Here is a 25,032-nt window from a genome sequence, read left to right on the forward strand (position 1 = left end):
AGCGAGCTGGTCGGGCACGCGGCTGAGTGCGCGGTGTTCAACCACTACGGGCCCACGGAGACCACCATCGGCGTGGCCACGACCCGGCTCGACGCCGGTGACGCCGCTGCCGGACTGGTGCCGGTGGGCACGCCGGTGGCGAACACCCGGTTCTACGTCCTGGACGCGGCGTTGCGGCCTGTCCCGGTGGGCGTGTCGGGTGAGCTGTACGTGTCGGGAGTCCAGCTGGCGCGCGGCTACGTGAAGCGTGCGGGGCTGACGGCGGAACGATTCGTCGCGAACCCGTTCGAGCCGGGTGCCCGGATGTACCGCACGGGCGACCAGGCCCGCTGGACCGCCGACGGCCGCGTGGTGTTCCTGGGCCGCGCGGACGAGCAGGTGAAGGTCCGCGGCTTCCGCGTCGAGCTGGGCGAGGTCCAGGCCGGGGTCGCCGCGCATCCGCTGATCGACCAGGCCGCGGTGGTGGCCCGTGAGGACACGCCCGGCGACCTGCGGCTGGTGGCCTATGTGGTGCCGTCCGACGAGGACGGTGACACCGACGGGCTCCCGGCCGCGGTGCGGGAGTTCGTGGGCCGCCGTCTGCCGGAGCACATGGTCCCGGCCGCGGTGGTCGTCCTGGACGGTCTGCCGCTGACCGGGAACGGAAAGCTCGACCGCAAGGCCCTGCCGGCCCCGGAGTACGGGGCTTCCTCGGCCGGCAGCGGCCGTCGTGCCGCGAACCTGCGGGAGGAACTGCTCTGCCTGGCCTTCGCCGATGTCCTCGGACTGGAGAGCGTGGGCGTCGACGACGACTTCTTCGAGCTGGGCGGGCACTCGCTGCTGGCGGTCCGGCTGGTCAGCCGGATCCGCACGGTCCTGGGCGTCGAGGCCGAGATCCGTACCGTCTTCGAGGAGCCGACCGTCGCCGGGCTCGCCGCCCGGCTCGCCGGCGCCGAAACCGCCCGCGCCGCCCTCACCCCCATGCCCCGCCCCGACCGACTCCCCCTCTCCTACGGCCAGCGCCGACTGTGGATCATCAACCAGATGGACGGGCCCAGCAGTACCTACAACATCCCCGTCTCCACCCGCATGAGCGGTGACGCGGAGCCGCAGGCGCTGAACGCGGCCTTCCGGGACGTCATCGGCCGCCACGAGGTCCTGCGCACGGTGTTCGGAGCGGAAGGCGGCGAGCCGTACCAGCGGATCCTCGACATCGCGGACGTGGACTGGACGCTGCACTCGGCCGACATCGATCCGGCTGACCTGGCCGGGGCCATGGCCGAGGCCGAACAGCACTGCTTCGACCTGGCGGCCGAGATCCCGATCCGGGCCTCGCTCTTCCGGACCGGTCCCGACACGTGCGTGCTGGTGGTCGTCGTCCACCACATCGCCGGTGACGGCTGGTCCTGGGACCCGCTGGCCCGTGACCTGGCCACCGCCTACGCGGCGCGCAGCGAGGGCAGGGAACCCACGTGGGAACCGCTGCCCGTCCAGTACGCGGACTTCGCGCTCTGGCAGCGCGAGGTGCTCGGCGACACGGAGGACCCGGACAGTCTGATCAGCCGCCAGGTCGCCTACTGGCGGGAGGCGCTGACCGGAGTGCCGGAGGAGCTGGAGCTCCCGACCGACCGGATGCGTCCGGCGACGGCGAGCCACCGGGGCCACCGCACGCGGCTGGAGATCCCCGCCGAGCTGCACTCACGTCTCGCCGAGGTGGCCCGGGCCGAAGGCGTGACCATGTTCATGGTCCTGCACGGCGCCCTCGCCGTCCTGCTGAACCGCCTCGGTGCCGGAACCGATCTGCCCGTGGGGTCGGCGCTCGCCGGCCGGTCCGACGAGGCGCTGAACGACCTGGTCGGGTACTTCGTCAACACGTTCGTACTGCGCACCGATCTGTCCAGTGACCCGACGTTCCGTGAGGTGCTCGGACGGGTCCGGGAGTCCGGACTGGGCGCGCTCGCGCACCCCGACGTTCCCTTCGAGAAGCTGGTCGAGGAGCTGGCTCCGGCCCGTTCCATGGCCCGCCACCCGCTGTTCCAGGTGATGCTGCTGGTGGAGAACGCCGTGGGTGGACCGAAGGACCAGCCGGGTGCGGAGCCTTCGGAAGGGTCCGGCACCGAGCTCTCCGGCAGTGCTGCGGCAGCTCTGCCGACCGGCCAGGCCGTCGCCAAGTTCGACCTGGACGTCAGCATGGTCGAGGTCCACGACGCGGAGGGCAGGCCCGCCGGCATGCACGGCGCCGTGATCGCCGCGGCGGACCTCTTCGACCCCGAGTCCGGCGCGCGCATCGCCGAGCGGCTGGCCGGGCTTCTGGAGACGCTCGCCGAGGACCCGGGAGTCCGGCTCAGCGCGGTGGACGTCCTCGGTGCGGACGAGCGGCGCCGCGTCCTCACGGAATGGAACGCCACCGAGATCCCGGTGCCCGACGCGACGGTCGTCGAGCTGTTCGAGGCGCAGGTCGCCCGGACGCCGGACGCGATCGCGCTCGTGCAGGGGGACGTCGAGCTCAGCTACGCCGAGCTGGACGCCAGGGCGAACCGGCTGGCCCGGCTGCTCGTGGGCCGGGGCATCGGCCCGGAGTCGGTGGTCGCGGCGGTCTTCGAGCGCACGGTCGACCTGGTGGTGGGACTCCTCGGGGTGATCAAGGCGGGGGCGTGCTACCTGCCGATCGACCCGGCGTATCCGGCGGACCGCATCGCATACGTGATCGCCGACTCGGGAGCGGTGTGCCGGCTCACGAGCGCGAGCCTGGCCGAGCGGCCGGTCGAGCCCGAGGGCCGACTGATGGCCGGTGCGGCGGAACCGCGGGCGGAGGAGGTCCCTCTGGTACTGCTCGACTCCGCCGAGGTGGGGGCCGAGCTGGCCGCCCTGGCGGACGGCCCGCTGGCGGACGGCGAGCGTACGGCGGCGCTGCGCCCCGAGCACCCGATGTGGGTCATCTACACCTCCGGCTCCACGGGGCGCCCCAAGGGCGTGCTCGTGGAACACCGGGCCATCGTCAACTTCCTCACGGCGATGCAGGACTGCTTCGTGCTCGACGCCCAGGACCGGCTGCTGGCGGTCAGCACACACGGCTGCGACATGGCCGGCTTCGAGTTCTACCTGCCCTTGCTGAACGGGGCCCGGATCGTGCTGGCCGCGCAGGAGCAGGTGCTCGACCCGTGGGCGCTGCGCGGGCTGATCCGGGACACCGGCGCGACGATCGTGCATGCCACGCCGAGCCTGTGGCGGGGCCTGATGGCCGACGCCGACGACCCGGTGGACTGGAGCCGGGTCCGTGCGATGATCGGTGCCGAGGCGCTGCCTGCCGATCTCGCGCGGACGCTGCTGACCCGGACGCCCACCCTGACGAACCTGTACGGGCCGACCGAGACCACGGTCTGGTCGACCGGAAAGGAACTGGTGGGCAGCGGGGCGGACGTGACCTCGATCGGTGGCCCGATCGGCAACACCAGGGTCTACGTACTGGACGACCGGATGGCGCCGGTGCCGGTGGGAGTGGCCGGCGAGCTCTACATCGCGGGCCGCAGCGTGGCCCGCGGCTACCTGGGCCGCCCGGCGCTGACCGCCGGCCGCTTCGTGGCGGACCCGTTCGGTGGCGTGGGCGAACGGATGTACCGGACGGGCGACGTGGTGCGCTGGACCGCGGACGGTGACCTGCAGTACGTCGGGCGCTCGGACGAACAGGTGAAGGTGCGCGGCTTCCGGGTGGAGCTGGGGGAGATCGAGGCGGTGGTCGCCGGGCATCCCTCGGTCGCACAGGCCGTGGCGCTGGTGCGCGAGGACATCCCCGGTGACCAGCGGCTGGTGGCGTACGTGGTGCCGAACCGCGGTCTCCCGCAGGACGAGCTGGGCCACCTCGGACAGGCGGTGCGCGCGGTGGCGCAGGACCGGCTGCCGGGTTACATGGTGCCCTCCGCGGTGGTGGTGATCGAGAAGCTGCCGCTGATGCCGAACAGCAAGCTGGACCGCAAGGCCCTGCCGGTGCCGGAAGTCGAGATGCGTGAGGAAGCGCACCACTCGGTCACCTCGTTCGAGGCGAACGTCGGTGCCGCGTTCGCGGAGGTCCTCGGCCTGGAGAGCGTGGGCGTGGACGACGACTTCTTCGCCCTCGGCGGGCACTCGCTGCTCGCGGTCCGCCTGGTGGAGCAGCTGCGGGAACGGGGCGTGGCGATCGCGGTGCGCGACCTGTTCGCGGCACCGACCGTGTCGGGGCTCCTGAAGCGGATGAGCCTGTCGTCCGTGCGGGACGCGCTGGACGTGCTGCTGCCGATCCGGGAACAGGGGGAGCAGCCGCCGTTCTTCTGCTTCCATCCGGCGGGTGGCGTGAGCTGGTGCTACATGCCGCTGGTGCGGTACGTGCCGGAAGACGTGCCGCTCTACGCCCTGCAGGCCCGGGGGTTGGACGGCACGTCCCCGGTTGCCGCATCCATCAGCGACATGGCGACCGACTACATCGCCCGAATGCGGTCGGTGCAGCCGAGCGGCCCGTACCGCCTGATGGGCTGGTCCTATGGAGGCGTGATCGCCCATGAGATCGCCGTCCAGCTGCAGGCGGCGGGAGAAGAGGTCGGGGCGCTGGTGCTGCTCGACCAGTACCCGTGGGACCACGAGGCGGAGAAGGCGTCGGCGGAACAGGAGCCGGACCTCGACCCGGAGGCCGCGATCGACGAACTGGCCGAGCTGGTGCGAAAGGAGGCGGGCGGAGTCCTGGGCGCGATCACCGACGACGAGTACCGGAGCTTCGCACGAGTGCTGCACAACGGCCGCCGGATCCGGGCCACCCACGTGCACGGGCGGTTCGACGGAGACGCTCTCCTCGTCGTCGCCAGGAACGGCCGCGAAGAGGAGGGACCGACCGCCCACCGGTGGGCGCCTCATGTGACCGGCGTGGTGTCGGAGGCGGGTGTGCCGTGCACGCACTACGACCTCGCGAAGCCGGAGAACCTCGGCCTGGTCTGGGCCGAGGTGGCCGCCTGGCTGGGATGGGAGGACTGACGCCCTGAAGGGGAGCGGCGCGGAGCGGTCCTAGAGGGGGCTGCTCCTCCCGTCGAGCACCGAGGAGACCAGGCCCGGCTCGACGTTCCCGCCGCTCAGCAGGACACCGACGTCGTCGCCGTGGTCAGCCGCATGGGCCAGAGCGGCGGCGAGGGCGGTGGCCGCGGCCGGTTCGACAACGAGCCGGGCGTGCACGAACGCGGCCCGGAGGGCGTCGATGATGGCGGCCTCGCGGACGGTGACCACCGAGGTCACCACCGGCCGGGCGAGGTCGAAGGGCAGCGTGCCGATCCGGTCGGGGCGGAGCCCGTCGGCGACGGTGTGACGAGCGGGGACGGTCACCGGCCCGCCCGCGCGGAGCGCGGCCGTGAGCGCCGGCACGGCCTCGGGTTCCGCACCGACCACCTCGGTCCCGGACCCGGAGGCCGCCAGGCCGGCGCCGGCGACGGCGCTGCCCCCGCCGACGGGGACGACGACGGCGTCCAGCCGGGCACCCTCGCTCGCGACCTGGCCGAGCAGTTCGGCGGTGGCGGTGGCCTGCCCGAGCACGACCCTCGGGTTCTCGTAGGGGTCGACCGTGTCGTAGCCGCGCTCCCGCTGCATCTCCGCGACGACGGCGAGCCGTTCGGCCAGCAGGGTTCCCGCGGTGATCACTTCGGCGCCGCTCTCCCGGATCCGTTGGATCTTGGCCGGAGGCGCGTCGGAGGGCAGGACGAGCGTGGCCGGCAGCCGGTGGGCGCGGGCCGCGAGGGCGACCGCGATCGCGTGGTTGCCGGTGCTCTGGGCGATCAGTCCCCGGCTTCCGGCACGGGCCAGTTCGTCGACGGCCAGCAGGGCGCCGCGGACCTTGAACGACCCGCCGCGCTGGAGGTTCTCGGCCTTGAGCCACAGCCGCGCACCGGCGATGTCGTCGAGCGCGTCACTTCGCAGGACCGGAGTGCGCCAGATCCGGCCGGCGAGTTCACGTGCCGCACGTTCGACGTCGGCGCGTTCGAGGCGGGATTCCGTCCGCAGGGCGGAGGACGTTCCGGTAGGGTGTTCAGACATTCTTCTTCTCCTTTGCCTCCAGGGCGCCGATTGGATTTCGGGCGTCCGGTCCGGCGTACTTCTTCCATGTCGATGTATCGAGCATCGGGACCTCCTCGAATGATGTCCGCGGACAGTGCGGAAACGTCCGTCATCCTTACAGGGAGGGTTAACGGTCCGAAAGGTTCGGAAAAAGGGCGGCAGCGGCTGCCCTGCGGACCACAATTCACTGCGATCCGACAACTGTTCAACGCTGCCCGGCGGCGTCCTTCGCGGCCCGGGAGGCCGCCGAGCACCTCGTCGGCGGCGCCGGCGGGTCCCGTACCGGCGTCGCGGCGACCGCCGTCCGACGGTCGTTCCCTCCACGGACCACGGAGCCGTTCAACCGCCGCACCGACGCAGTTGCACAGGGCGGCGGCCGGAGCACCGCCCCGCACGCGCGCTGGAGCCGCCCGTCCGCGTTCAACGGCTGTACCCGGCCTTTGAGTATTGATCCACCAGGTCGCCAGGGGTCATCCTGAATCACGAGAGCGCTCTGTGTCCGGTGATTCCTGTGCGGCAGGGCGGAGGCGGATTTTCGGCTTCGTGGGCTGCGGGTCCTGGCTGATTCTCTCTGGTCGTCATTCAACGGCTGTCCGGCTGGACGCATCAAATTCCGAGAGCGACAGCCGGCCGTTGGTCAATTCGTTTTGCTTTCTTCTGGAGAGAGAGGTGCAGATGTCCGACGAGCGGGTTTTCCTGCGATCGAAGGCCATCATCGAACCACTGGTGGACAGGTTCTTCGCCTGGCCCTACACCGTGGCACCGGTACAGGCGGCGATGAACCTCGCCTTCCTTCAGCTGCCGCTTCTCGAGTCGTACCTGCAGTCCCCGCAGGTGCACGTCGCGGCCAGCGTGAACCCGGAGCTGCGCGGTGGCTACTTCGTCAACATCCCGGAGTCGCGGGCCGACGAGGTCCGTGACCTGGTCGCCGCGATCAAGCGGGACCGGGCCGACATGCTGCGCTTCGCCGAGGCCATCGCGGCCGGTCAGGAGATCCTGCGGGCGAACGCGACCGGTTTCGACCTGACCCCGCTCTACCCGAAGATGCCCGCCGAACTCGGCGGACTCATAGAACTCGCCTACGACACCGACAACCAGGCGCAGATGCGCTTCATGGAGCCGGTGGTCTACAAGAGCAAGGTCTACGACGAGTCGCGCCAGTCGGTCCAGCTTTCCTTCGAGACCGGCATCGAGCGCCCGTTCATCCTCAGCACCCCGCGCCTGCCCTCGCCGGACGTCCTCGAGCTGGACATCCCGTTCCGCCACGAGGGCCTCACCGAGCTGTTCCGGGCCCGCGTGCACGGAACCACCCTCGCCCACCTGCGCGAGGCCCTGGAGCTCGACGACGCCCAGGCCGCCCAGCTGGCCGGCATGCTGAGCGACCGCCCGAGCCTCGCCGAGGACCGCCACATCGACAACGGCGGTCGCATCCGCTACTTCGGGCACGCCTGTCTGGTCCTGCAGACGCCCGAGGCCGCCATCGTCACCGACCCGTTCATCAGCGCCGACAGCACCGCGGGTGACCGCTACACGCTGGATGACCTGCCCGACTACATCGACCTGGTACTGATCACCCACGGACACCAGGACCACATCGTCTTCGAGACGCTGCTCCAGCTGCGCGGCCGCCTCGGTGCGATCGTGGTCCCGCGCTCCTCGCGCGGCAACCTCTGCGACCCGTCCATGGCGCTGATGCTGCGGAACCAGGGCTTCAACGTGATCGAGGTCGACGACTTCGACGAGGTGGAGTTCCCCGGCGGCAAGATCACCGCGACGCCGTTCCTCGGCGAGCACTGCGACCTGGACATCCGTGCCAAGTCGACGTACTGGGCCGAGCTGGCCGGCAAGAAGGTCTTCATCGGTGCCGACTCCTCGGGCATCGAGCCGTCCCTCTACCGCTACATCAAGAACCACCTGGGCACCGCCGACATCGCCTTCCTCGGCATGGAGTGCGACGGCGCGCCCCTGACCTGGCTCTACCAGGCGCTGCTGACCATCCCGGTCACCAAGAAGATGAGCAACTCGCGCAAGCTCTCCGGATCCAACGCGGAGCAGGCCGCCGCCATCATGACCGAGCTGGGCGCCCAGGAGGCGTACGTGTACGCCATGGGCGAGGAGGACTGGCTGGGCCACGTCATGGCCACCACCTACACCCCGGACACCTACCAGATCAAGCAGATCGAGGAGTTCCTCACCTGGTGCAAGGACCGGAACATCAAGGCCGGCCACCTCTTCAAGCAGCAGGAATGGCGCTGGTAGCGGCCCGCGACCGGTAGGGCCTGTCGGGGCGGGACCAACGGATCCGTCACGTACGGACCGGCGGTCCCGCCCCGGACCCGTGAAGCCCACGACACCCACGAAACACCACCGGCCACAGGCCGTTCAGGAGGCAGGAAGCACCATGGCTGTGCAGGACATCGCGTATGTCGAACTGTTCGCGTCGGACGCGGTCTCCACCATCGACCACTTCGTCTCGGCCCTGGGCTTCACCAGGGTCGCCGACTCGGTCGAGGTCGACCGGAGCTCCATACTGCTGCGCCAGGGCGACGTGCGGCTCGTGGTGACGTCGGGCCGCGGCGTCTGGAAGTTCCTCGACAACCACGGCGACGGCATCGCGGACATCGCCTTCACCTGCGAGGACCCGGCAGCGGCCGCCGAGCGGGCGGTGGCAGCCGGAGCGCAGCCGATCGCGGGCCCGCGCGGCGACGTCATGGTGTCGGGCTTCGGCGACGTCACGCACACCCTGCTCCCGGCGGTGCCCGGCGACGTGGTGCCCGACGGACGCCGGTGGACCCCGAGCCCGGCGGCGCCTTCCACCGAGCCGTCCCGGATCCGGCTGCTCGACCACGTCGCGATCTGCCTCGCGGGCGGCACCCTCCAGGGGTACGCCGACTACTACCGGGACGCCTTCGGATTCTCCCGCTACTCCTCGGAGTACGTGGCCGTCGGCGGTCAGGCGATGGACTCCGTCGTGGTGCGCAGCGCATCCGGCCGGGTCACCTTCACCCTCGTCGCGCCGGACCCGGCCAAGGAGCCCGGCCAGCTCGACGCGTTCCTGGAGCGCAACGACGGCCCGGGCGTACAGCACCTCGCCTTCCTCGTCGACGACATCATCTCCGCGGTCGGTGAGTCCCGGGGCCGCGGGGTGGAGTTCCTCAACACCCCCGACACGTACTACGACCTGCTGGCCGAGCGGTTCGACGGTATGGCGGAACAGGTGGCCGACCTGCGCAAGGCGCAGGTGCTGGCCGACCGCGACGAGTGGGGCCACCTGCTCCAGCTGTTCACCCGTTCCCCCTACGAGCGCAACACCCTCTTCTTCGAGCTCATCCAGCGCCATGGCTCACGCGGGTTCGGCAGCGCCAACATCCGGGCCCTGTACGAGGCCGTCGAGCGTGACCGGCTGTCCTCCTGATGGACGCCCTCAACGGACCGCTGACACCAGCCGACTACGAGGCCCTGGCACGGAGGCGGCTCGACCCAGGGGTGTGGGACTTCATCGCGGGCGGCGCCGGGGACGAGCGTACGCTCGAGGCCAACCTGGCGGCGTTCGACCGCCTGCGGCTGCGCCCCAGGGTGCTGACCGGCGCGGGCGAGCCCGCGACCGGCACCGAGATCCTCGGACGGACCTGGCCGGTGCCGTTCGGTGTCGCGCCGATGGCCTACCACACGCTGGCCCACCCGGACGGCGAAGTGGCCACCGCCCGGGGCGCCGCACGGGCCGGCGCCCTCGTCGTCAGCTCCTTCGCGAGCCGGACCTTCGAGGACATCGCCGCAGCCGCCACCGCACCGCTCTGGCTCCAGGTGTACTGCTTCCGCGACCGCGCCACGACGCGTGCCCTCGTCGAGCGCGCCGAGAGGGCCGGCTTCGAGGCGCTGGTGCTCACCGTGGACGCCCCGCACCTCGGCCGTCGGCTGCGCGACCTGCGCAACGGCTTCCGGCTGCCGGCCGGTGTCGCCCCGGCCAACCTGGAGGGCACGGGTTTCTCCTCGCCCAGCGCGCACGCCCGCACCGAGTTCGACCCGTCCCTCGACTGGTCGGTGGTCGCCTGGCTGCGGTCCGTCAGCTCCCTGCCGGTACTGGTCAAGGGCGTCCTCACCGGCTCCGACGCCCGACTGGCGCTCGCCGCCGACGCCGATGGCATCGTGGTGTCCAACCACGGCGGCCGGCAGTTGGACGGAGCCCCGGCGGCACTGGAGGTGCTCCCGGAGATCGCGCGGGCGGTCTCGGGCGCTGTTCCGCTGCTCCTCGACGGCGGGGTGCGCCGCGGTACGGACGTCCTCGCCGCGCTGGCCCTGGGGGCCGACGCCGTGCTCCTCGGGCGACCCGTCCTCCACGGGCTGGCCGTGAACGGCGAGCAGGGCGTGGAGCACCTCCTGGACCTCGTGACCGGGGAACTCACGGAGGCGCTGACGCTCACGGGCACGGCCGCCGTCACCGATGCGCGGCCGGAGCTGGTCGCGCTGCCGGGCCTGTCGGAGCCGCCCGCCGGGACGCCGCCGCGCAGGCTCCGGCCGACGGGCGCAGCCCTCGGCGGGGACGCCGGGCCGGCGGGCGCCCCGACGGCGGACCTGCGCAGGGACGACCTGCACGGCAGCGTCTCCGACCCGGTGCTCGACACGATGAACTTCCTCAACGAGATCACCCACCGGTACCCGGACGCGATCTCCTTCGCGCCCGGCCGGCCCTACGCGGGCTTCTTCGAGACCGAACAGGTCTTCACCCACCTGCGCCGCTACCTGGACCACCTGGCCGAGGGCGGGGCGTCTCCCGGCGAGATCCGCTCGGCCCTCTTCCAGTACGGCCCGACGGCCGGCCAGATCCGTGAGCTGATCGCCGACACGCTGCGGGTGGACGAGGACACGGACGTGCCCGCGGAGTCCGTCGTGGTCACCGTCGGCGCCCAGGAGGCGATGCTCCTGGCGGTCCGGGCGCTCATCGCCGGCCCCGAGGACGTACTGCTGGTCTCCAGCCCCTGCTACGTGGGCATCACCGGGGCGGCCAGGCTGTTCGACATCGTGCCGACCGCCGTCGAGGAGGCTGACGGCGGATTCCGCTGTGCCGACCTGGAGGCGGCGATACTCGCCGAGCGGGCCCGCGGGCGCCGGCCCCGGGTGTTCTACGTGGTCCCGGACCACTCCAACCCGTCCGGTACGACGATGCCGCTGGAGCAGCGCCTGGAGCTGCTCGACCTGGCGGCCCGCCACGGCATCCTGATCCTGGAGGACAGCCCCTACCGAGCGGTGAGCCCGGGCCGGCAACTCCCGACTCTCAAGTCGCTCGACCGCGAGCGCCGCGTCGTCCACCTGGGCTCGCTCTCCAAGACGCTCTTCCCGGGAGCACGGGTGGGCTACGTCGTCGCCGACCAGGTCGTCGTCGGCGCCGACGGATCCACCGGGCTGCTCGCGGACGAACTCACCAGGATCAAATCCATGGTGACGGTGAACACCTCCCCGCTCAGCCAGGCCGTGGTGGCCGGCATGCTGCTCGCAGCGAACGGGCGGACCTCGGAACTCAACGCCGGAACCGCCGCCCACTACGGGGAGGCCATGCGGGTCACCCTGCGGGAGCTCGACCGGTGCTTCCCCGAGGAGGAGCGGTCGGCACTGGGCATCCGGTGGAACGAGCCGAGCGGAGGCTTCTTCCTGGCCGTCGACGTACCGTTCGTCGCGGACGACGCGGCCCTGGAAACCTGCGCGGAGGAGTTCGGAGTCATCTGGACGCCCATGTCCTACTTCCATCCGCAGGGCGGCGGAGAACACGGCCTGCGGCTCTCCATCAGCTATCTGACGCCCGCCCGGATCGCCGAGGGCATCGAGCGGCTGGCCGCCTTCGTGCGGTCCCGGGCGGGAAGCCGGCCCTGATCGCGGCCGTGCTCGGCACCACCACGAAGGGCCCGCCTTGGACAGGCGGGCCCTTCGTGCTCCGTGGGGTGGACCGGTTCAGCCGTAGCGCTTCATCTCGTGGAAGAAGCCGGGGACGGTCTGCAACGTGCCGGCCGCGCCGACCTCGTCGTAGACGTACTTGGCCACGGCCAGGTCGAGCACGCCCAGGCCGAACGGGGAGAACACGACGGGCCGGTCGGCCGGGGGAGTGGTGCGCCCCTCCAGCAGGTCGTAGAGCGTGCCGTCGACGAAGTCCCGGTTGCCGGTCCGCTGCTCCGCCAGGTGCGGGGAGGTGTCGGCCTTCAGGCAGTGGTCGATGTCGTCGACGAGGTTGTAGGAGGACAGGATGATCTCGGGTGAGAGGTCACGCAGCGAGACGTGCAGGACCAGGGGGTTGTGCGCGAACAGTCCCGGGTCGAGGATGTGCGGTTCGCCCGCCACCGTGGCCAGCACGATCAGTTCCGACCCGGCGATGAGTGACGCGGCGCTGTCGTGGATCGTCACCGGCCCGGCGCCGGACCGGGTCAGGTACTCCTCGAAGCCCTCCGCGTGCTCCCGCGCCAGGTCGAAGACACCGACCGCGTCGAAGTCCAGGCCGTTGGCCACCAGGTAGTTGTGCAGGTACCGGGCGATCAGCCCGACCCCGATGAAGCCGATCCGGCGCGGCGTCACACCACGCCTGTCGGCGACCGTCACCGCCGCCAACGCCGCCGAGGCAGCGGTCCGCGACGCGCTGATGACGGAACTCTCCAGGCAGGCCAGCGGGTAGCCGGTCGTGGTGTCGTTGAGGACGAGCACAGCGGAGGCCCGGGGAATGCCGGCCGCGACGTTCTCGGGGAACGAGGAGATCCACTTGATGCCGTGCACGTCCACGTCGCCTCCGACCGAGGCGGGCAGCGCGATGATCCGGGAGGACGGCCGCTCGGGGAAGCGGAGGAAGTACGAGTCCGGGTTCACCGTCATCCCCTGCCCGTGCAGGCGGTACGCCTGCTCGACCATGGCGGTCACCTGCTTCTCGCGGCCGCGCAGGACGTCGACGACCTGCGCGCCGGAGATGACGGAGAACGAGGGGGGCTGGGTCATGGGTGTGGGCTCCAGTCGTCGATGTCGGTGAACAGGTTGGCCTGGCCGAAGTGTTCGCGGAGCCAGCCCTCGTCGTAGACGGAGGTCAGGTAGCGCTCGCCCAGGTCGGGGGAGATGGCGACGGCCACCGGGTCCTCCCCCGGGTACTTCTCGCCCAGCCAGCGGGAGGCGCCGCTCACCACCGTCCCGGTCGACCCGCCGAGCAGGAATCCCCGGGCCGCGAGGCTGTGACAGACGCGGATGGTGTCGACCTCGGAGACGTGTACGACGTCGTCGATCCAGCTCTCGTCGACCAGTTCCGGGCGCGTGCTGGTGCCCAGGCCGGGAACCACCCGGCGCTCCGGGGCACCACCGAAGGTGACCGAGCCGACCGCGTCGACGGCCACGATCGTGACGGGCCTGCGACGTTCCTTGAAGTAGCGTGCGCAGCCCATCAGCGTGCCCGTGGTGCCCGCGCCGACGAACAGCACCTCCAGACCGGGGAAGCTGCGCTCGATCTCCGGCGCCGTGTGCTCGTAGTGCGCCCGCCAGTTGTTGGGGTTGGCGTACTGGTTGAGCCACACGTGGCGGTCGTCGCGGGCGCACAGGTCGCGGACGTACTGGATCCGGCTGTGGAGGTACCCCAGGTTGGCATCCTGTTTCGAGACCACCCGGACGTCCGCGCCCAGCGAGCGCATCAGCCGCAGGGTGGTGGGATTGCAACGGGGGTCGGTCACGCAGATGAAGCGGTAGCCCCGGTCGGCCGCGATGATCGCCAGCGCGACGCCCAGGTTGCCCGAGGACGACTCGACCAGGACCGAGTCCGGGCCGATCAGACCGCCGGCCTCCGCTGCGTCGAGCATTTCAGCGGCGGCCTTCAGCTTGATGGACCCCGCGAAGTTGAACCCCTCGCACTTCAGGTACAGCGGAGTGTCGTTCACCCTGCGCAGATCTATGTATAGGTCCTCGACATTGAATTCATGAGGGGAGCTGATGATGGGCACGGTGCCGGACACCCTCTGCAGGACGGGTAATGGATGTGGAAGTGGTGGGGAATAGGCCCGGCATGCGCCTCAGGAAATGTTTTGCAGACCTGATCGGGCGTCGACTGCCGTTGTCCACTGCTACTCCGCAGTGTCTTCCATCGGGCGATAAAAGCCGTACCTGATCGCCATGGCATGGATTACCGTACTGGAGGGAAAGTTGGCCTGCAAGATCCGGCTATTCCCTGAACAGTCAATAGCGGCTATTAATGCCGATCACAAGGAGCGGATTCATGACGATCGTGGATGGCCTGCTCGGCACCTCCGAGCTGCCGGAACTGGCGATCTCCCCGGCTGAAGTCCGGCGCGCCCGCAGGCTGGCAGCCACCCGCGACCACCCGGCAGACCTCGCGGACGCCGTGATAACCAGGGTCGAGCGGTTCGCCCGGGACGGTGACCGGCCGGCGGTCAGGGACACCCACCGTCGGCTCGGGTACGCCGAACTGGCCCTGGAGGCACGGCGTCTGGCCACCCTGATGGAGCGGGAGGGCGTCACTGCCGGTACCGTCGTCGCGGTCGGCGGCGAACGCGGTGCCACCGTCGTCGCGGCCTTCCTCGCCACCGAACTCCTCGGTGCGCTCTACCTCCCCGCCGACGGCAACTGGCCGGCCCAGCGGGTGGCCGACGTCATCGGACAGGCCCGGGCCGTGATGCTGCTCGGCACCGGCGGCGAGGCGGTCGCGTCCTCTCTCGCCGAGGGCGCGCGGCAGGCCGGCGTACGGCTCGTCAGCGCGGCCGAGGCCACTTCGTGCGAACCGTGGCAGGGGCCGGCGCGGCTGGAGTCCCCCGGCCAGCCGCGGTACGTGCTGTTCACCTCCGGCTCCACCGGCAGGCCCAAGGGAGCGGTGGTGGAACACCAGGGGATGCTCAACCACCTCTTCGCCAAGGTCGTCGACCTCGAGCTGACCGAGCGCGACGTGGTCGCCCAGACCGCACCGCTTGGGTTCGACATCTCGATCTGGCAGATGCTGTGCCCGCTGGTCGTGGGCGGTGAGGTCAGCGTGGTCGACGACGCCACGGCGCACGATTCAGTGGCGTTCGCCCGGCTGATCGGCGACCAGGGCGTCACCGTCGTCGAACTGGTGCCCACGATGGTGCGCCTGCTGCTCGACGACCTGGGCGCCACCCCGACGGCGGACCGCCTGGAGGGCCTCAGGTGGATGCTCGCCACCGGAGAGGAGCTCCCGGCCGAGGTGGCCCGCCGCTGGCTCCGGGAGATGCCCCAGGCCGGCCTGGTGAACGCCTACGGCCCGACGGAGTGCTCCGACGACGTCACCCACCACACGGTGCTCCCCGAGGACCTCGACCTGCTGCGCCTGCCCATCGGCACCCCGGTCGTCAACAGCCGGCTGTACGTCCTGCGACACGAGGACGACGGCTGGCACGCCTGCGAGCCCGGGGAGACGGGGGAGCTGTTCGTCGGAGGGGTCTGCGTGGGCCGCGGCTACGTCCACGACCACGACCGGACCCGCAGCGCGTTCTTCCGCGACCCGTTCGGTGACACGCCGACCGGGCGGCTCTACCGCACCGGTGACGCCGTGACGGTCCTTCCGCAGGGCGCCCTGCAGTACCTCGGCCGCGTGGACCGGCAGGTCAAGATCGCGGGAGTCCGGATGGAACTCGGTGAGATCGAGGCGGTCCTGCAGCGTCACCCGTCCGTCGGAGCGGCCGCGGTGGTGGTGCACGACTTCGCCCGGGGGCGCTAGGCCACGGGCGCCCGCAGGCTGTTCAACTGGCGCACCTGCTCAGTTGGCAGGGGCGGCCAGGCGCCCGCGCCGGCCCGTCGCCCGGCACCCGGGCTCGGAACCGCCCCCCCCCCACAACGAAAGAGGTGCCGTCCACCGGTCCGAGCGGTGGACGGCACCTCTTTCGTTGCGGGAGCCGTGTCAGTGCTGATCGGGGCTGAGCGCCGGCTCCTCCAGCGGATCGTTCTGCGCGAACTGGGTGCGGTACAGGGCTGCGTACAGGCCATCGGCGGCCAGCAGCTCCTCGTGCGTGCCCTGCTCGCGGATCCGCCCCGCCTCGACGACCAGGATCTGGTCGGCCTCGCGGATCGTGGACAACCGGTGGGCGATCACCAGCGACGTGCGCCCGGCCAGCGCGGTCTTGAGCGCACGCTGGATCGCCGCCTCCGAATCCGAGTCGAGGTGTGCGGTGGCCTCGTCGAGGACGACGACCGGGGGTGCCTTGAGCAGCAGTCTGGCCAGGGCGATCCGCTGCTTCTCGCCGCCGGAGAGCCGGTAACCGCGGTCGCCGACCATGGTGTCGAGGCCGTCGGGGAGGGCTCGGACGGTGTCCCAGATCAGTGCCGCCTCGCAGGCGTCGATCAGCTCCTGTTCGCTCGCACCGGGCCGGGCGTACTCCAGGTTGGCCCGCAGCGTGTCATGGAACAGGTGGGCGTCCTGGGTGACCACACCGATCGTGTCGCGCAGCGACTGCAGTGTGAGGTCCCTGACGTCCTGGCCGTCGATGTGGACGGAGCCCTCGTCCGGGTCGTAGAGCCGGGGCACCAGCTGGGTGATGGTGGTCTTCCCCGCGCCCGAGGGCCCGACCAGCGCGGTCAGCTTTCCGGCCGGCACGTGGAAGTCCAGGTTGCGCAGGGTCCACGTGGCGGACGGTTCCTCGGACCGGCGGGCGGACGCCGGTCCGAGGGAGGCGAGTGCGGCCTCGTCACCGCTGGGGTAGCGGAAGCTGACCCCCTTGAACGTGATGTCCGGCGCGTCGCCGCTCTCGTGTGCCGCCCGGATGTCGGCCAGGTGCCGTGCGCCGGGCCGCTCCGCGATATGCGGCTGGAGGTCCAGGATCTCGAAGACCCGGTCGAAGCTGACCAGAGCCGTCATCACCGTCGCGTGCATGGTGGAGAGCTGGTTGACCGGGCCGTAGAGCCGTAGCAGAAGGGCCACCATGGCCACCAGGGTGCCCAGCGCCAGGGTGCCGTTGATGGTGAGGACCCCGCCCAGTCCGTAGACCAGGGCGGTGGTGATCGCCGTGAGTACGGTGCCGACGATGCCGAGGATCCGTCCGTAGACGACGCCCAGCACGGCGATGTCGCGGATCCGGCCCGCCTTCCGGGAGAACAGGGCCGACTCGTCCTCCGCACGCCCGTAGAGCTTGGCGAGCATGGCGCCCGAGACGTTGAACCGCTCGCTCATCAGGGAGCTCATGTCGCCGTCGAGTTCCATTCGCTCCCGCGTGATGCGCTGGAGCCGGCCTGCGACCAGTCGGGCCGGGAGCAGGAAGAGCGGGATCATCGCCAGTGCGGCCAGGGTGATCTGCCAGGACAGGTAGAACATCGCGGCCAGCACCAGGGCCAGCGAGAGAAGGACGGAGAGCGACTGGGAGAGCAGGACGGTCACGGCCTGCCGCGCCCCGACGACGTCGGTGTTCAGTCGGCTGACCAGCGCTCCGGTCTGGGCGCGGGTGAAGAACGTCAGCGACTGCTTCTGGACGTGCGTGAACACCCTGTTGCGCAGGTCGTGCACGACGCCTTCGCCGATCCGGCCGGAGGCCCACGCCTGCGCGTACATGGCGGCGCCCTCGACCAGCGCCAGGCTGGTCACCCCCAGGCAGAGCCAGACCACCGTGCCGGTCCTGCCGGGGAGGATGCCGTCGTCGATGACCATCTTCAGGACCAGTGGGCCGGCGGCGGTGACCACCGCGTCGACGACCGTGCTGACCAGCAGCAGGGCCACGGGCCAGGGGTAGGACAGGGCGTAGGGCAGGATGCGCCGGAACGTCCCCTGCTTGATCCGCCGGCTGGTGATCGAGTCGTCGTCGAACCGTAGCCGTGCCCGGTCTGCGGCCCCGCCGGCGCTCCTTGCCATGGGAAACGTCCTTCGTGTCGGTGAGTGCGGTCAGAACTTTCCGAGGAACTCGATGACCGCGGTGTTCACCGCGTCCGGGTTCTCCAGGTTTCCCAGGTGGCCGCAGCCGGGGATTTCCACGTAGTCGCAGTCCGGGATGGCGTCCGCCACCTCGGCGACCAGGTGCGGGGGACAGATCAGGTCGTCGGAGAAGGCGATCGCCCGGCACGGCACCGTGAGGCCGCGCAGCGCCTCACGGCGGTCGCCGACCGTGTCGACCGAGTCCTGCCCGGAGGCGGACTGGCCCGAGGTCAGCTCGAAGATCTCCAGCCACCCGGAAGCCGCGCTCTCGTCGTTGAGCGTGGTCGGGGACAGCATCTCCAGCACGGTGCGCACGGCCGCGTACTTGGGCGGAAGGGTGATGCCCGCGTTCCGCAGCTCGCGGTCGGCCGCCAGCAGCATCCGCCGCGTGGCGTCGGAGCGGGCCCGTGTCGCCATGAGGACGGCGCAGCGCACCAGATCCGGCCGGGCGAGGGCGAGTTCCTGGGCGATCATGGCGCCCATCGAAGTGCCGACGATGCGGCACGGCCCGATGTCCAGTGCCTCGATCAGTCCGAGCGTGTCGGCGGTCATGTCCGCGAGCGAGTAGTCGCCGGGCGGAGCGGACGAGGGGGCGATGCCCCGGTTGTCGAAGACGATCGTCTCGTAGCCGGCCTGGTGGAGAGCGGGCGTCTGGTGCATCGTCCACACGCGGCCTGCGGCCCCGGAGCCCATGATGAGGAGCACCGGCTCCCCCCGGCCTGATCGCTGGTAGGAGAGCCGGATCCCGTTGGCGCTCACGAACGGCACGGCGGAGCTCCCTCGGGGGCGGTGGGCATGGGCAAGACGGCCTCCTGGAAGTCGGGGCAAGCGGTCCGGGGGCAGACTGTCCGGAGCCGGAGATATGCGGACGCGGCTGCGGCCGTGAGGGCATGGGCGTTCCCGGCCGGCGGTCGCCGCCGGCGGGCACGGCGCGGCTGACGGCGTCGCAGCGTTCACGATGCACCGGGCCGACGCGTCGATCAAGGGCGGGTCGGGTCCCTGCCGCCCGGGCGCCGCGACCCTGTTCAACCGGGGCGCAGGGGCAGTTGAACAGCTCTTTGGGGGACTGTCCGGGCCCGGTTGACGCGCCGACAGGGCTTCGGGCCATAGTGGCCCCCAGGAGGCCCGGCGCCGCGCCGGACGGCCACCGGCGGAAGGGCGGTGCCGGGTGAACTGCCCGGGAGCGCGCCACCGATGCGATGCAGCCCATGTACCCAAGAAAGGACGGCGTGGTGACGAATCCGTTCGAGGACCCCGATGCCGAGTACCTGGTCCTGGTCAACGAGGAGGGGCAGCACTCGCTGTGGCCCGTCTTCGTCGACGTGCCCGAAGGCTGGGAGTCGGTTTTCGGCAAGGCGGGACGTCAGGAGTGCCTCGACTACATCGAGGGATCCTGGACCGACATGCGACCCAAGAGCCTGATCGAGGCGATGGCGGCGCAGAAGTAGCCCGTCGTGCCGATGCCGCCGGCCATCTACGGATGGCCGGCGGCATCGGCATGAGGGGCACGAGGCGGGGCCGCCCGCGTGGCCGGCGGCCACGCCGTGCGGAGCGCCGTTCAACCGGTGCGTGGAGGCAGTTGAACGCCCGTCAGTGGCGTGATCCGTTTCCTTTGGCCATTTTCATTCGAACGTAACCTTTGGAGCGTCTGAGGCTGCGATTCGAAGGTCATTCGGCCCTCAAGTTTTGAGTGATCAAGACTCGACACTGCCCTGACTCCCGAGTAACCATGACCGAAGTCCGCATGGTGGTCGCGTGACTCGGGGGTTAGGTGAGGTTTGGCTTACCTGCAAGCTGCGTGTTTGTCGAGGGCATGGCAAATTCGCGCGTTGCCGTCGCACGCCCGACGCCGCTGACGACCGGACGTTCGACGGCGCTGGGGGCTTGAGTCCTCGTCGCGGAGAAGATCTGTCTATCCAGGGGGGATACGAGAATGAGTCCGGCCGACGACGGTGGGATGGATTCCGTAGGACTCGGTTCGGCCGGCGATCCTGGCCGAACCGCCACGGCCTCTGATACCCGCGGAAGACAGATCGTCTCCCTGCCCATCGCCCTGCTCGTTCCCGGGGAGTCGCCCCGCCTGGACGGGCAGGACACGGAGCACGTGACCCGGCTGGCGGAGCTTGACGCACCGCTGCCCCCCATCCTCGTGGACCGCCGCACCATGCGCGTGATCGACGGAATGCACCGTCTGCTGGCCGCCTGCCTCAGGGGCCAGGAAGTGATCGAGGCGGAGCTCTTCGACGGCACTCCCGAGGAGGCGTTCCTCCGGGCCGTCGAGGCGAACGTGACGCACGGCCTTCCGCTCTCCCAGAAGGACCGCCGGGCCGCCGCCGCGCGGATCATCGAGGCGCACCCGCACATGTCGGACCGCGCCATCGCCCGGGCCTCGGGCCTCGGCGCCAAGTCGGTGGCCGTGATCCGCCGGGCTTCTGCCGGCGAGGCCGGCCAGCCCGCCGTCAGGGTCGGACAGGACGGCAGGGTCCGGCCGCTGAGCAGTGCCGAGGGCCGCAGGAGGGCGGCCGAACTGATCGCCGAGAATCCGGAAGCCTCCCTGCGCGAAGTGGCGAGGCATGCCGGTATCTCGCCCGCCACGGTGAGCGACGTCCGCAAGCGCCTGCTGGCCGGACAGCCGCCCGTGGCGGAGCCCAGGCCGGTTGCCGTCCCGCCGGAGGCGGACGGGGTCGTACCGTCCGCCTCCGAGCCCGTGTCCCGGCCGCGGCCCGTTCGCAAGGCGCGGCTGGCGCAGCTCGACCCCGTCTCGCTGATGGACAAGCTGGTGCGTGACCCTTCCCTGCGTCACAAGGAGGGAGGGCGCCACCTGCTGCGCCTGCTCCAGCAGGGCGCCCTCGGCAACCAGGCGTGGGCGCAGCTGGCCGCAGCCGTGCCCTCGCACTGCCGCGGCCTCGTCGTCAGCCTCGCGCACCAGTACGCGGAGACCTGGATGGAATTCGCGCAGGAACTGGACGAGAGCATCCGCCCAGAAGGTAGGGCGGGTACGCCGATGCAGCAGGTCAGCGCGGGTGGCAGGGTGATCTGACGCATCGAGGTGATCTTGAATGTGATTTGATCGCAACCTGGAGCGGCGCTCTCGACGAAAGGGAGAGCGTTCGTGTAGGGGCAGCCCCACGGACGGGGGGCATACGCGTCCGACGGCTGCCCGAGTGCCGGATCGAGCGGGACGGAGCTGCGGGAGGGGACCCGCACCGTCGGCCTGTGATCGGTTCCAGGGCCGTGAACAGCCTGCTCGAGCAGCAGGTGTGGAAAAGCTATTCAACGGGGTGAAAAACACTGTGAGCAAGACCTATGCCCGCCCATCCGACGGCATGGATACCGAAGCCGGCGGTTCGAAGTCCCCAGCCGTGACCGGCAGTACCCTCCCGCACGTGGTGACCGTGCCCATCGCGCTGCTTCTCCCCGGGGACTCCCCGCGGTCGCAGGGCAAGGACGTCGGCCACATCGCCAGACTCGCGGAGCTCGACGCCCCGCTGCCCCCGATCCTGGTCGATCGCCGCTCCATGCGCGTGATCGACGGCATGCACCGCCTGATGGCCGCCACCATCAAGGGCCAGGAGTCGATCGCCGTCGAGTTCTTCGAGGGCACCGCCGAAGAAGCGTTCCGGCGTGCCGTCGAGGCGAACATCGCGCACGGCCTTCCGCTCTCGCACGCGGACCGGCGTGCGGCCGCGGAACGCATCATCCGTTCCCATCCCCGGAGTTCGGACCGGGCCATCGCCCGGTCCGTTGGGCTCGGAGCGCGGACCGTGGCGAACATCCGGCGGGAGATGACCGATCCGGGGCAGCAGCCGGCCGAACGTGTCGGACTCGACGGCAAGGTCCGCCCGTTGAACAGCACGGAGGGCAGGAGGCGGGCCGCCGAGATCATCGCCGAGAACCCGATGATCTCCCTGCGCGAGGTCGCGCGCCGCGCGGGCATCTCACCGGCCACGGTCAGCGACGTCCGCAAGCGGCTCGCATCGGGACAGTCGCCCGCTGCAGCCGAGGCGACCGGTGCCGGCGAAGCGGCCCCGGCCGGCAAGCCGAAGTCCGCCGTACGGAGGATGCCTTCGGCACCGCCCCAGCCGGCCGTCGTCGTGGAGAAGCTGTTGCAGGACCCGTCGCTGCGGCACAAGCAGGAGGGGCGGCAACTGCTGCGCATGCTCCAGCAGAACGCCATCGGAACCCGGGATTGGTCCGAACTGGTCACCGTGGTGCCGACGCACTGCGGCGCCCTGGTGGTGGACCTCGCGCGGCAGTGCGCCGAGACCTGGATGGAGTTCGCGCGGGAGCTGGACGAGGCGGCCCAGTCGGCGGGGCACCGGGCGGCCAGCTGACGGCATGACCTGAGCCGGTCCGGCCGGCCCTGCGGCCCGCTGCCCGCAGGGCCGGCCCTGGCATCGGCACCCACCGCGTGGGTGTGCATTCCACTCGGGGCCCTGCTCCCGTATTTCTCGCCGAACGGCCGTGGCAGCCCGCCGTCCGGCCGTGGCCCTTTCGCCGACCGCGCGAGGCGCGGGCACACGGTCGCCGAGCGAATACGGGAGCGGGGCCGTTATGACGAAGCGTCCGGATCGAAGGCTCGGAAAACCGAATCGCGGGGCCTGCTCGGCCCATTCGCTCGACTGACGGCTTCATTCCGGTCCGGACCGGGGCGTCAGGGTCTGTCGTCCTCGGGAGTTACATCCTGGGCGTGATGACAGTGCGACCAGATGATCAATAGCTTGATCGGCGAAAGGCTGCGAATGTCCTCCGGGCAAGGAAGGAAGTACCCGCCATGGCGCCCCTCGGAATCCGCCCGCACCGCGCCGTGCGCGGCCGCGTGACGCACTGGCTGCCGCTGTTCGGGCCGGGGCCTTGAGCCGGACACCTCACCGCTCGAAGGGAGCGGGAAGGGCAGGTCCGCCGGGCGGATCGCTCGGGAGCGACGATCGACGGAGGCTGACCACATGGTGACGAACGGGGCTTTTGTGAGTGGTGGGCCGACCCGGCCGACGGAGCCGCCGGCCCCCGTCCGTCGCCGCCACACCCGGGCGGGACTACGGGTGGCGGCGGTGGCGGGCGGGCTCCGCTGGGCCTCCTCGCGTTTCGGCTTCGTCGAGGACGAAGTGGCGGGACTGCGCCCCTTCGTGCGGCCGGGTGCCGTCTGTCTCGACATCGGTGCCGAGTACGGCCTCTACACCTGGGCACTGTCCGCGCTCAGCGGCCCGAGGGGCTCCGTCCACAGTGTCGAACCACTGCCCGGCCCGGCGGCCTGGCTGCGCACCGCGGCCGCGGCTCTGGGGTGCGACAACGTGACCGTGCACCGCGTGGCCCTGGGGGCTCGGGCCCAGCAGGGCACGATGAGCCTGCCCAGGCGCCGCCTGCTGCCGGTCCACGGGCGCGCGTACCTCACGGAGGGCGCCGAGGGCCCTGGGCCCAACACCGAGTTCGCCCGGTCCCGCCCCGTGCCGACGGGCGTGCGCACGGTGGACGGCCTGTGCCACCACATGGGCCTGGACCGCGTCGACTTCATCAAGGCCGACGTCGAAGGCGCCGAGGCGGCCGTCCTCGCAGGCGCCCGCCGCACCCTGCTGCGTGACCGGCCGCCCCTGCTGCTGGAGATCGAAGACCGTCACCTCGCCAAGTACGGCGTCCGCCCGGCCACGCTCGTCGCGGACCTACGTGAGCTCGGCTACTCGATGTACCGCCGGCGCGACGGGGAATGGCATCCCGAGGCCGTGGTCTCGGACGACTTCCGGAACTACCTCTTCACGGTTCACCCGCTCACCCACGGCTGAAGGATCTCGCCCCTCATGGGTTCCACTCTCGTCATCACCAACGACTTCCCGCCCCGCCAGGGCGGCATAGAGACGTTCGTCCACGCCATGGCCAGCCGGGTGCCCGGTGACGACGTCGTCGTCTACACCTCCCGGGAGCCCGGCGACGACGCCTACGACGCCTCGCTCCCCTTCCCCGTCGTGCGGGACTCCACCACCATGCTGCTGCCGACCGCCCGCGTCACCCGCAGGGCCGTGGAGATCGCCCGCTCCCACGGCTGCGACCGGGTCTGGTTCGGTGCAGCAGCCCCCCTCGCGCTGATGGCACCGGCCCTCAGGCACGAGGCCGGCGTACGGCGCATCGTCGCGACCACGCACGGCCACGAGATCTGGTGGGCCCGCGTCCCGGGTGCGCGCCGGATGATGCGCCGCATCGGGGACGGCGTGGACGTCGTCACCTACCTCGGCGACTACACGCGCACCCGCATCGCACCCGCCCTCGGCCCCCATGCCGAGCTGACGCGGCTGGTCCCGGCCGTGGACGCGGAGATCTACCGCCCCGACGCGGCGGCCGGAGCCGCCCTGCGCGCCGAACTGGGGCTGCAGGGCAAGAGGATCATCCTGTGCGTGGCCCGCCTGGTACCGCGCAAGGGGCAGGACAAGCTGATCGAGGCGATGCCGTTGATCCAGCGGCAGGTGCCCGACGCGGTCCTGCTGGTGGTGGGCCAGGGGCCCGACGAGGAACGGCTGAGGAAGCTCGCTCTGCGCCACGCCCCCGATGCCGTGCGGTTCGCCGGGGGCAAGCGCCACACCGAGACTCCGGCGTACTACGCCGCCGCGGACGTCTTCGCGATGCCCTGCCGTACCCGCAGGGGCGGCCTGGAGGCGGAGGGCCTCGGCATCGTCTTCCTGGAGGCGGCTGCCAGCGGTCTGCCCGTGGTCGTCGGCAACTCCGGGGGAGCCCCGGACACCGTGCTCGACGGCCGCACGGGCCGCGTGGTGGACGGCACCGACACCGAGGTGGTCGCGGGCACCCTGACCCGGTTGCTGCTCGACCCCGAGCGGGCGGCGAGGATGGGCGCCGCGGGCCGCCGGTGGGCCCAGGAGTCCTGGTCCTGGGAGGCGTCGGCGCGCCATCTGACACGTCTGCTGACCCCCGTCGAGGAGGAGCCGCGGCCGGTGGCCCTGCTGGGCCGGACAGGCGGGCGGGGATAGCCGGCACGTGCGGTCAGGCCCCGTGGCGCGGCGGCGTCCGGTGTCCGGGGACAACCTGACGGCACCGTGCCAGAAGACGGAGGGCGGGGGACCCCGCAGAAACCCCACCTGGTTCTCCGGCCGACGAACTGTCCGGATCCG

Annotated in this window: 15 protein-coding genes; 10 read left to right on the plus strand and 5 right to left on the minus strand. The window is 71.1% G+C overall.

Translation table 11 applies throughout. The annotated features are described in order from the left end of the window. Nucleotides 1-4,977: amino acid adenylation domain-containing protein (locus tag ACIPXB_RS31235; RefSeq protein WP_401455296.1), on the plus strand; the 4,977-nt coding region annotated here is incomplete at its 5' end. Nucleotides 4,978-5,007: 30 nt separating this feature from the next. Here the strand turns inward: ACIPXB_RS31235 and ACIPXB_RS31240 are convergent. Continuing rightward, nucleotides 5,008-6,024, minus strand: coding sequence for a pyridoxal-phosphate dependent enzyme (locus ACIPXB_RS31240; RefSeq protein ID WP_401455299.1), 1,017 nt, complete (start codon nt 6,022-6,024; stop codon nt 5,008-5,010). A gap of 696 nt (nt 6,025-6,720) precedes the next feature. Here ACIPXB_RS31240 and ACIPXB_RS31245 point away from each other — a divergent pair. From ACIPXB_RS31245 to ACIPXB_RS31255, 3 genes are all read left to right on the plus strand, one after another. After that, nucleotides 6,721-8,304, plus strand: a complete 1,584-nt coding sequence (locus tag ACIPXB_RS31245) for an MBL fold metallo-hydrolase (protein ID WP_401455302.1) — start codon at nt 6,721-6,723, stop codon at nt 8,302-8,304. A gap of 142 nt (nt 8,305-8,446) precedes the next feature. Further along, nucleotides 8,447-9,460, plus strand: a complete 1,014-nt coding sequence (gene hppD / locus ACIPXB_RS31250) for a 4-hydroxyphenylpyruvate dioxygenase (RefSeq protein WP_401455303.1) — start codon at nt 8,447-8,449, stop codon at nt 9,458-9,460. After that, nucleotides 9,460-11,910: an aminotransferase class I/II-fold pyridoxal phosphate-dependent enzyme gene (locus tag ACIPXB_RS31255; RefSeq protein WP_401455305.1), complete on the plus strand. Its 2,451-nt coding sequence runs from the start codon at nt 9,460-9,462 to the stop codon at nt 11,908-11,910. Before hppD ends, ACIPXB_RS31255 begins: the two co-directional genes overlap by 1 nt. Nucleotides 11,911-11,988: 78 nt before the next feature. Here the strand turns inward: ACIPXB_RS31255 and sbnB are convergent, their stop codons facing one another. After that, a complete protein-coding gene (sbnB, locus tag ACIPXB_RS31260; protein ID WP_401455306.1) occupies nt 11,989-13,014 on the minus strand; it encodes a 2,3-diaminopropionate biosynthesis protein SbnB in 1,026 nt (341 codons plus the stop codon). Beyond that, nucleotides 13,011-13,997, minus strand: coding sequence for a 2,3-diaminopropionate biosynthesis protein SbnA (gene sbnA, locus ACIPXB_RS31265; RefSeq protein ID WP_401455308.1), 987 nt, complete (start codon nt 13,995-13,997; stop codon nt 13,011-13,013). The genes sbnB and sbnA overlap by 4 nt, the downstream gene beginning before the upstream one ends. A gap of 272 nt (nt 13,998-14,269) precedes the next feature. Between sbnA and ACIPXB_RS31270 the strand changes: the two genes are divergently transcribed. After that, nucleotides 14,270-15,742, plus strand: a complete 1,473-nt coding sequence (locus ACIPXB_RS31270; protein ID WP_401455311.1) for an amino acid adenylation domain-containing protein — start codon at nt 14,270-14,272, stop codon at nt 15,740-15,742. A 180-nt stretch (nt 15,743-15,922) separates the two neighbouring features. Here ACIPXB_RS31270 and ACIPXB_RS31275 read toward each other — a convergent pair whose 3' ends face one another. Further along, a complete protein-coding gene (locus ACIPXB_RS31275) occupies nt 15,923-17,860 on the minus strand; it encodes an ABC transporter ATP-binding protein (protein ID WP_401455313.1) in 1,938 nt (645 codons plus the stop codon). A 30-nt stretch (nt 17,861-17,890) separates the two neighbouring features. Further along, complete coding sequence (locus ACIPXB_RS31280) at nt 17,891-18,688, minus strand: alpha/beta fold hydrolase (RefSeq protein WP_401455315.1); 798 nt, start codon at nt 18,686-18,688, stop codon at nt 17,891-17,893. A gap of 464 nt (nt 18,689-19,152) precedes the next feature. On the opposite strand from ACIPXB_RS31280, the gene ACIPXB_RS31285 reads away from it, so the two are divergent. The 5 genes from ACIPXB_RS31285 to ACIPXB_RS31305 all read left to right on the plus strand — a co-directional run bounded on the left by ACIPXB_RS31285 (nt 19,153) and on the right by ACIPXB_RS31305 (nt 24,891). Then, complete coding sequence (locus tag ACIPXB_RS31285) at nt 19,153-19,368, plus strand: MbtH family protein (protein ID WP_401455431.1); 216 nt, start codon at nt 19,153-19,155, stop codon at nt 19,366-19,368. A 509-nt stretch (nt 19,369-19,877) separates the two neighbouring features. Further along, entirely contained in the window at nt 19,878-20,960 is a 1,083-nt protein-coding gene (locus tag ACIPXB_RS31290; protein ID WP_401455317.1) for a transcriptional regulator, read from the plus strand. Between the two features lie 346 nt (nt 20,961-21,306). Beyond that, complete coding sequence (locus tag ACIPXB_RS31295) at nt 21,307-22,254, plus strand: transcriptional regulator (RefSeq protein ID WP_401455318.1); 948 nt, start codon at nt 21,307-21,309, stop codon at nt 22,252-22,254. 717 nt (nt 22,255-22,971) lie between these two features. After that, on the plus strand, nt 22,972-23,697 hold the full coding sequence (locus ACIPXB_RS31300; RefSeq protein ID WP_401455319.1) for an FkbM family methyltransferase: 726 nt from the start codon (nt 22,972-22,974) through the stop codon (nt 23,695-23,697). A gap of 15 nt (nt 23,698-23,712) precedes the next feature. After that, complete coding sequence (locus tag ACIPXB_RS31305) at nt 23,713-24,891, plus strand: glycosyltransferase family 4 protein (RefSeq protein ID WP_401455320.1); 1,179 nt, start codon at nt 23,713-23,715, stop codon at nt 24,889-24,891. Nucleotides 24,892-25,032 lie beyond the last annotated feature (141 nt).

Source organism: Streptomyces sp. NPDC090022, from assembly GCF_044748145.1.
GTDB lineage: Bacteria > Actinomycetota > Actinomycetes > Streptomycetales > Streptomycetaceae > Streptomyces.

Coding starts and splice junctions, on each gene's coding strand:
- ACIPXB_RS31240 (WP_401455299.1), bottom strand. CDS start 6,024: ATGTCTGAACACCCTACCGGAACGTCCTCCGCCCTGCGGACGGAATCC.
- ACIPXB_RS31245 (WP_401455302.1), top strand. CDS start 6,721: ATGTCCGACGAGCGGGTTTTCCTGCGATCGAAGGCCATCATCGAACCA.
- hppD (WP_401455303.1), top strand. CDS start 8,447: ATGGCTGTGCAGGACATCGCGTATGTCGAACTGTTCGCGTCGGACGCG.
- ACIPXB_RS31255 (WP_401455305.1), top strand. CDS start 9,460: ATGGACGCCCTCAACGGACCGCTGACACCAGCCGACTACGAGGCCCTG.
- sbnB (WP_401455306.1), bottom strand. CDS start 13,014: ATGACCCAGCCCCCCTCGTTCTCCGTCATCTCCGGCGCGCAGGTCGTC.
- ACIPXB_RS31270 (WP_401455311.1), top strand. CDS start 14,270: ATGACGATCGTGGATGGCCTGCTCGGCACCTCCGAGCTGCCGGAACTG.
- ACIPXB_RS31275 (WP_401455313.1), bottom strand. CDS start 17,860: ATGGCAAGGAGCGCCGGCGGGGCCGCAGACCGGGCACGGCTACGGTTC.
- ACIPXB_RS31290 (WP_401455317.1), top strand. CDS start 19,878: ATGGATTCCGTAGGACTCGGTTCGGCCGGCGATCCTGGCCGAACCGCC.
- ACIPXB_RS31305 (WP_401455320.1), top strand. CDS start 23,713: ATGGGTTCCACTCTCGTCATCACCAACGACTTCCCGCCCCGCCAGGGC.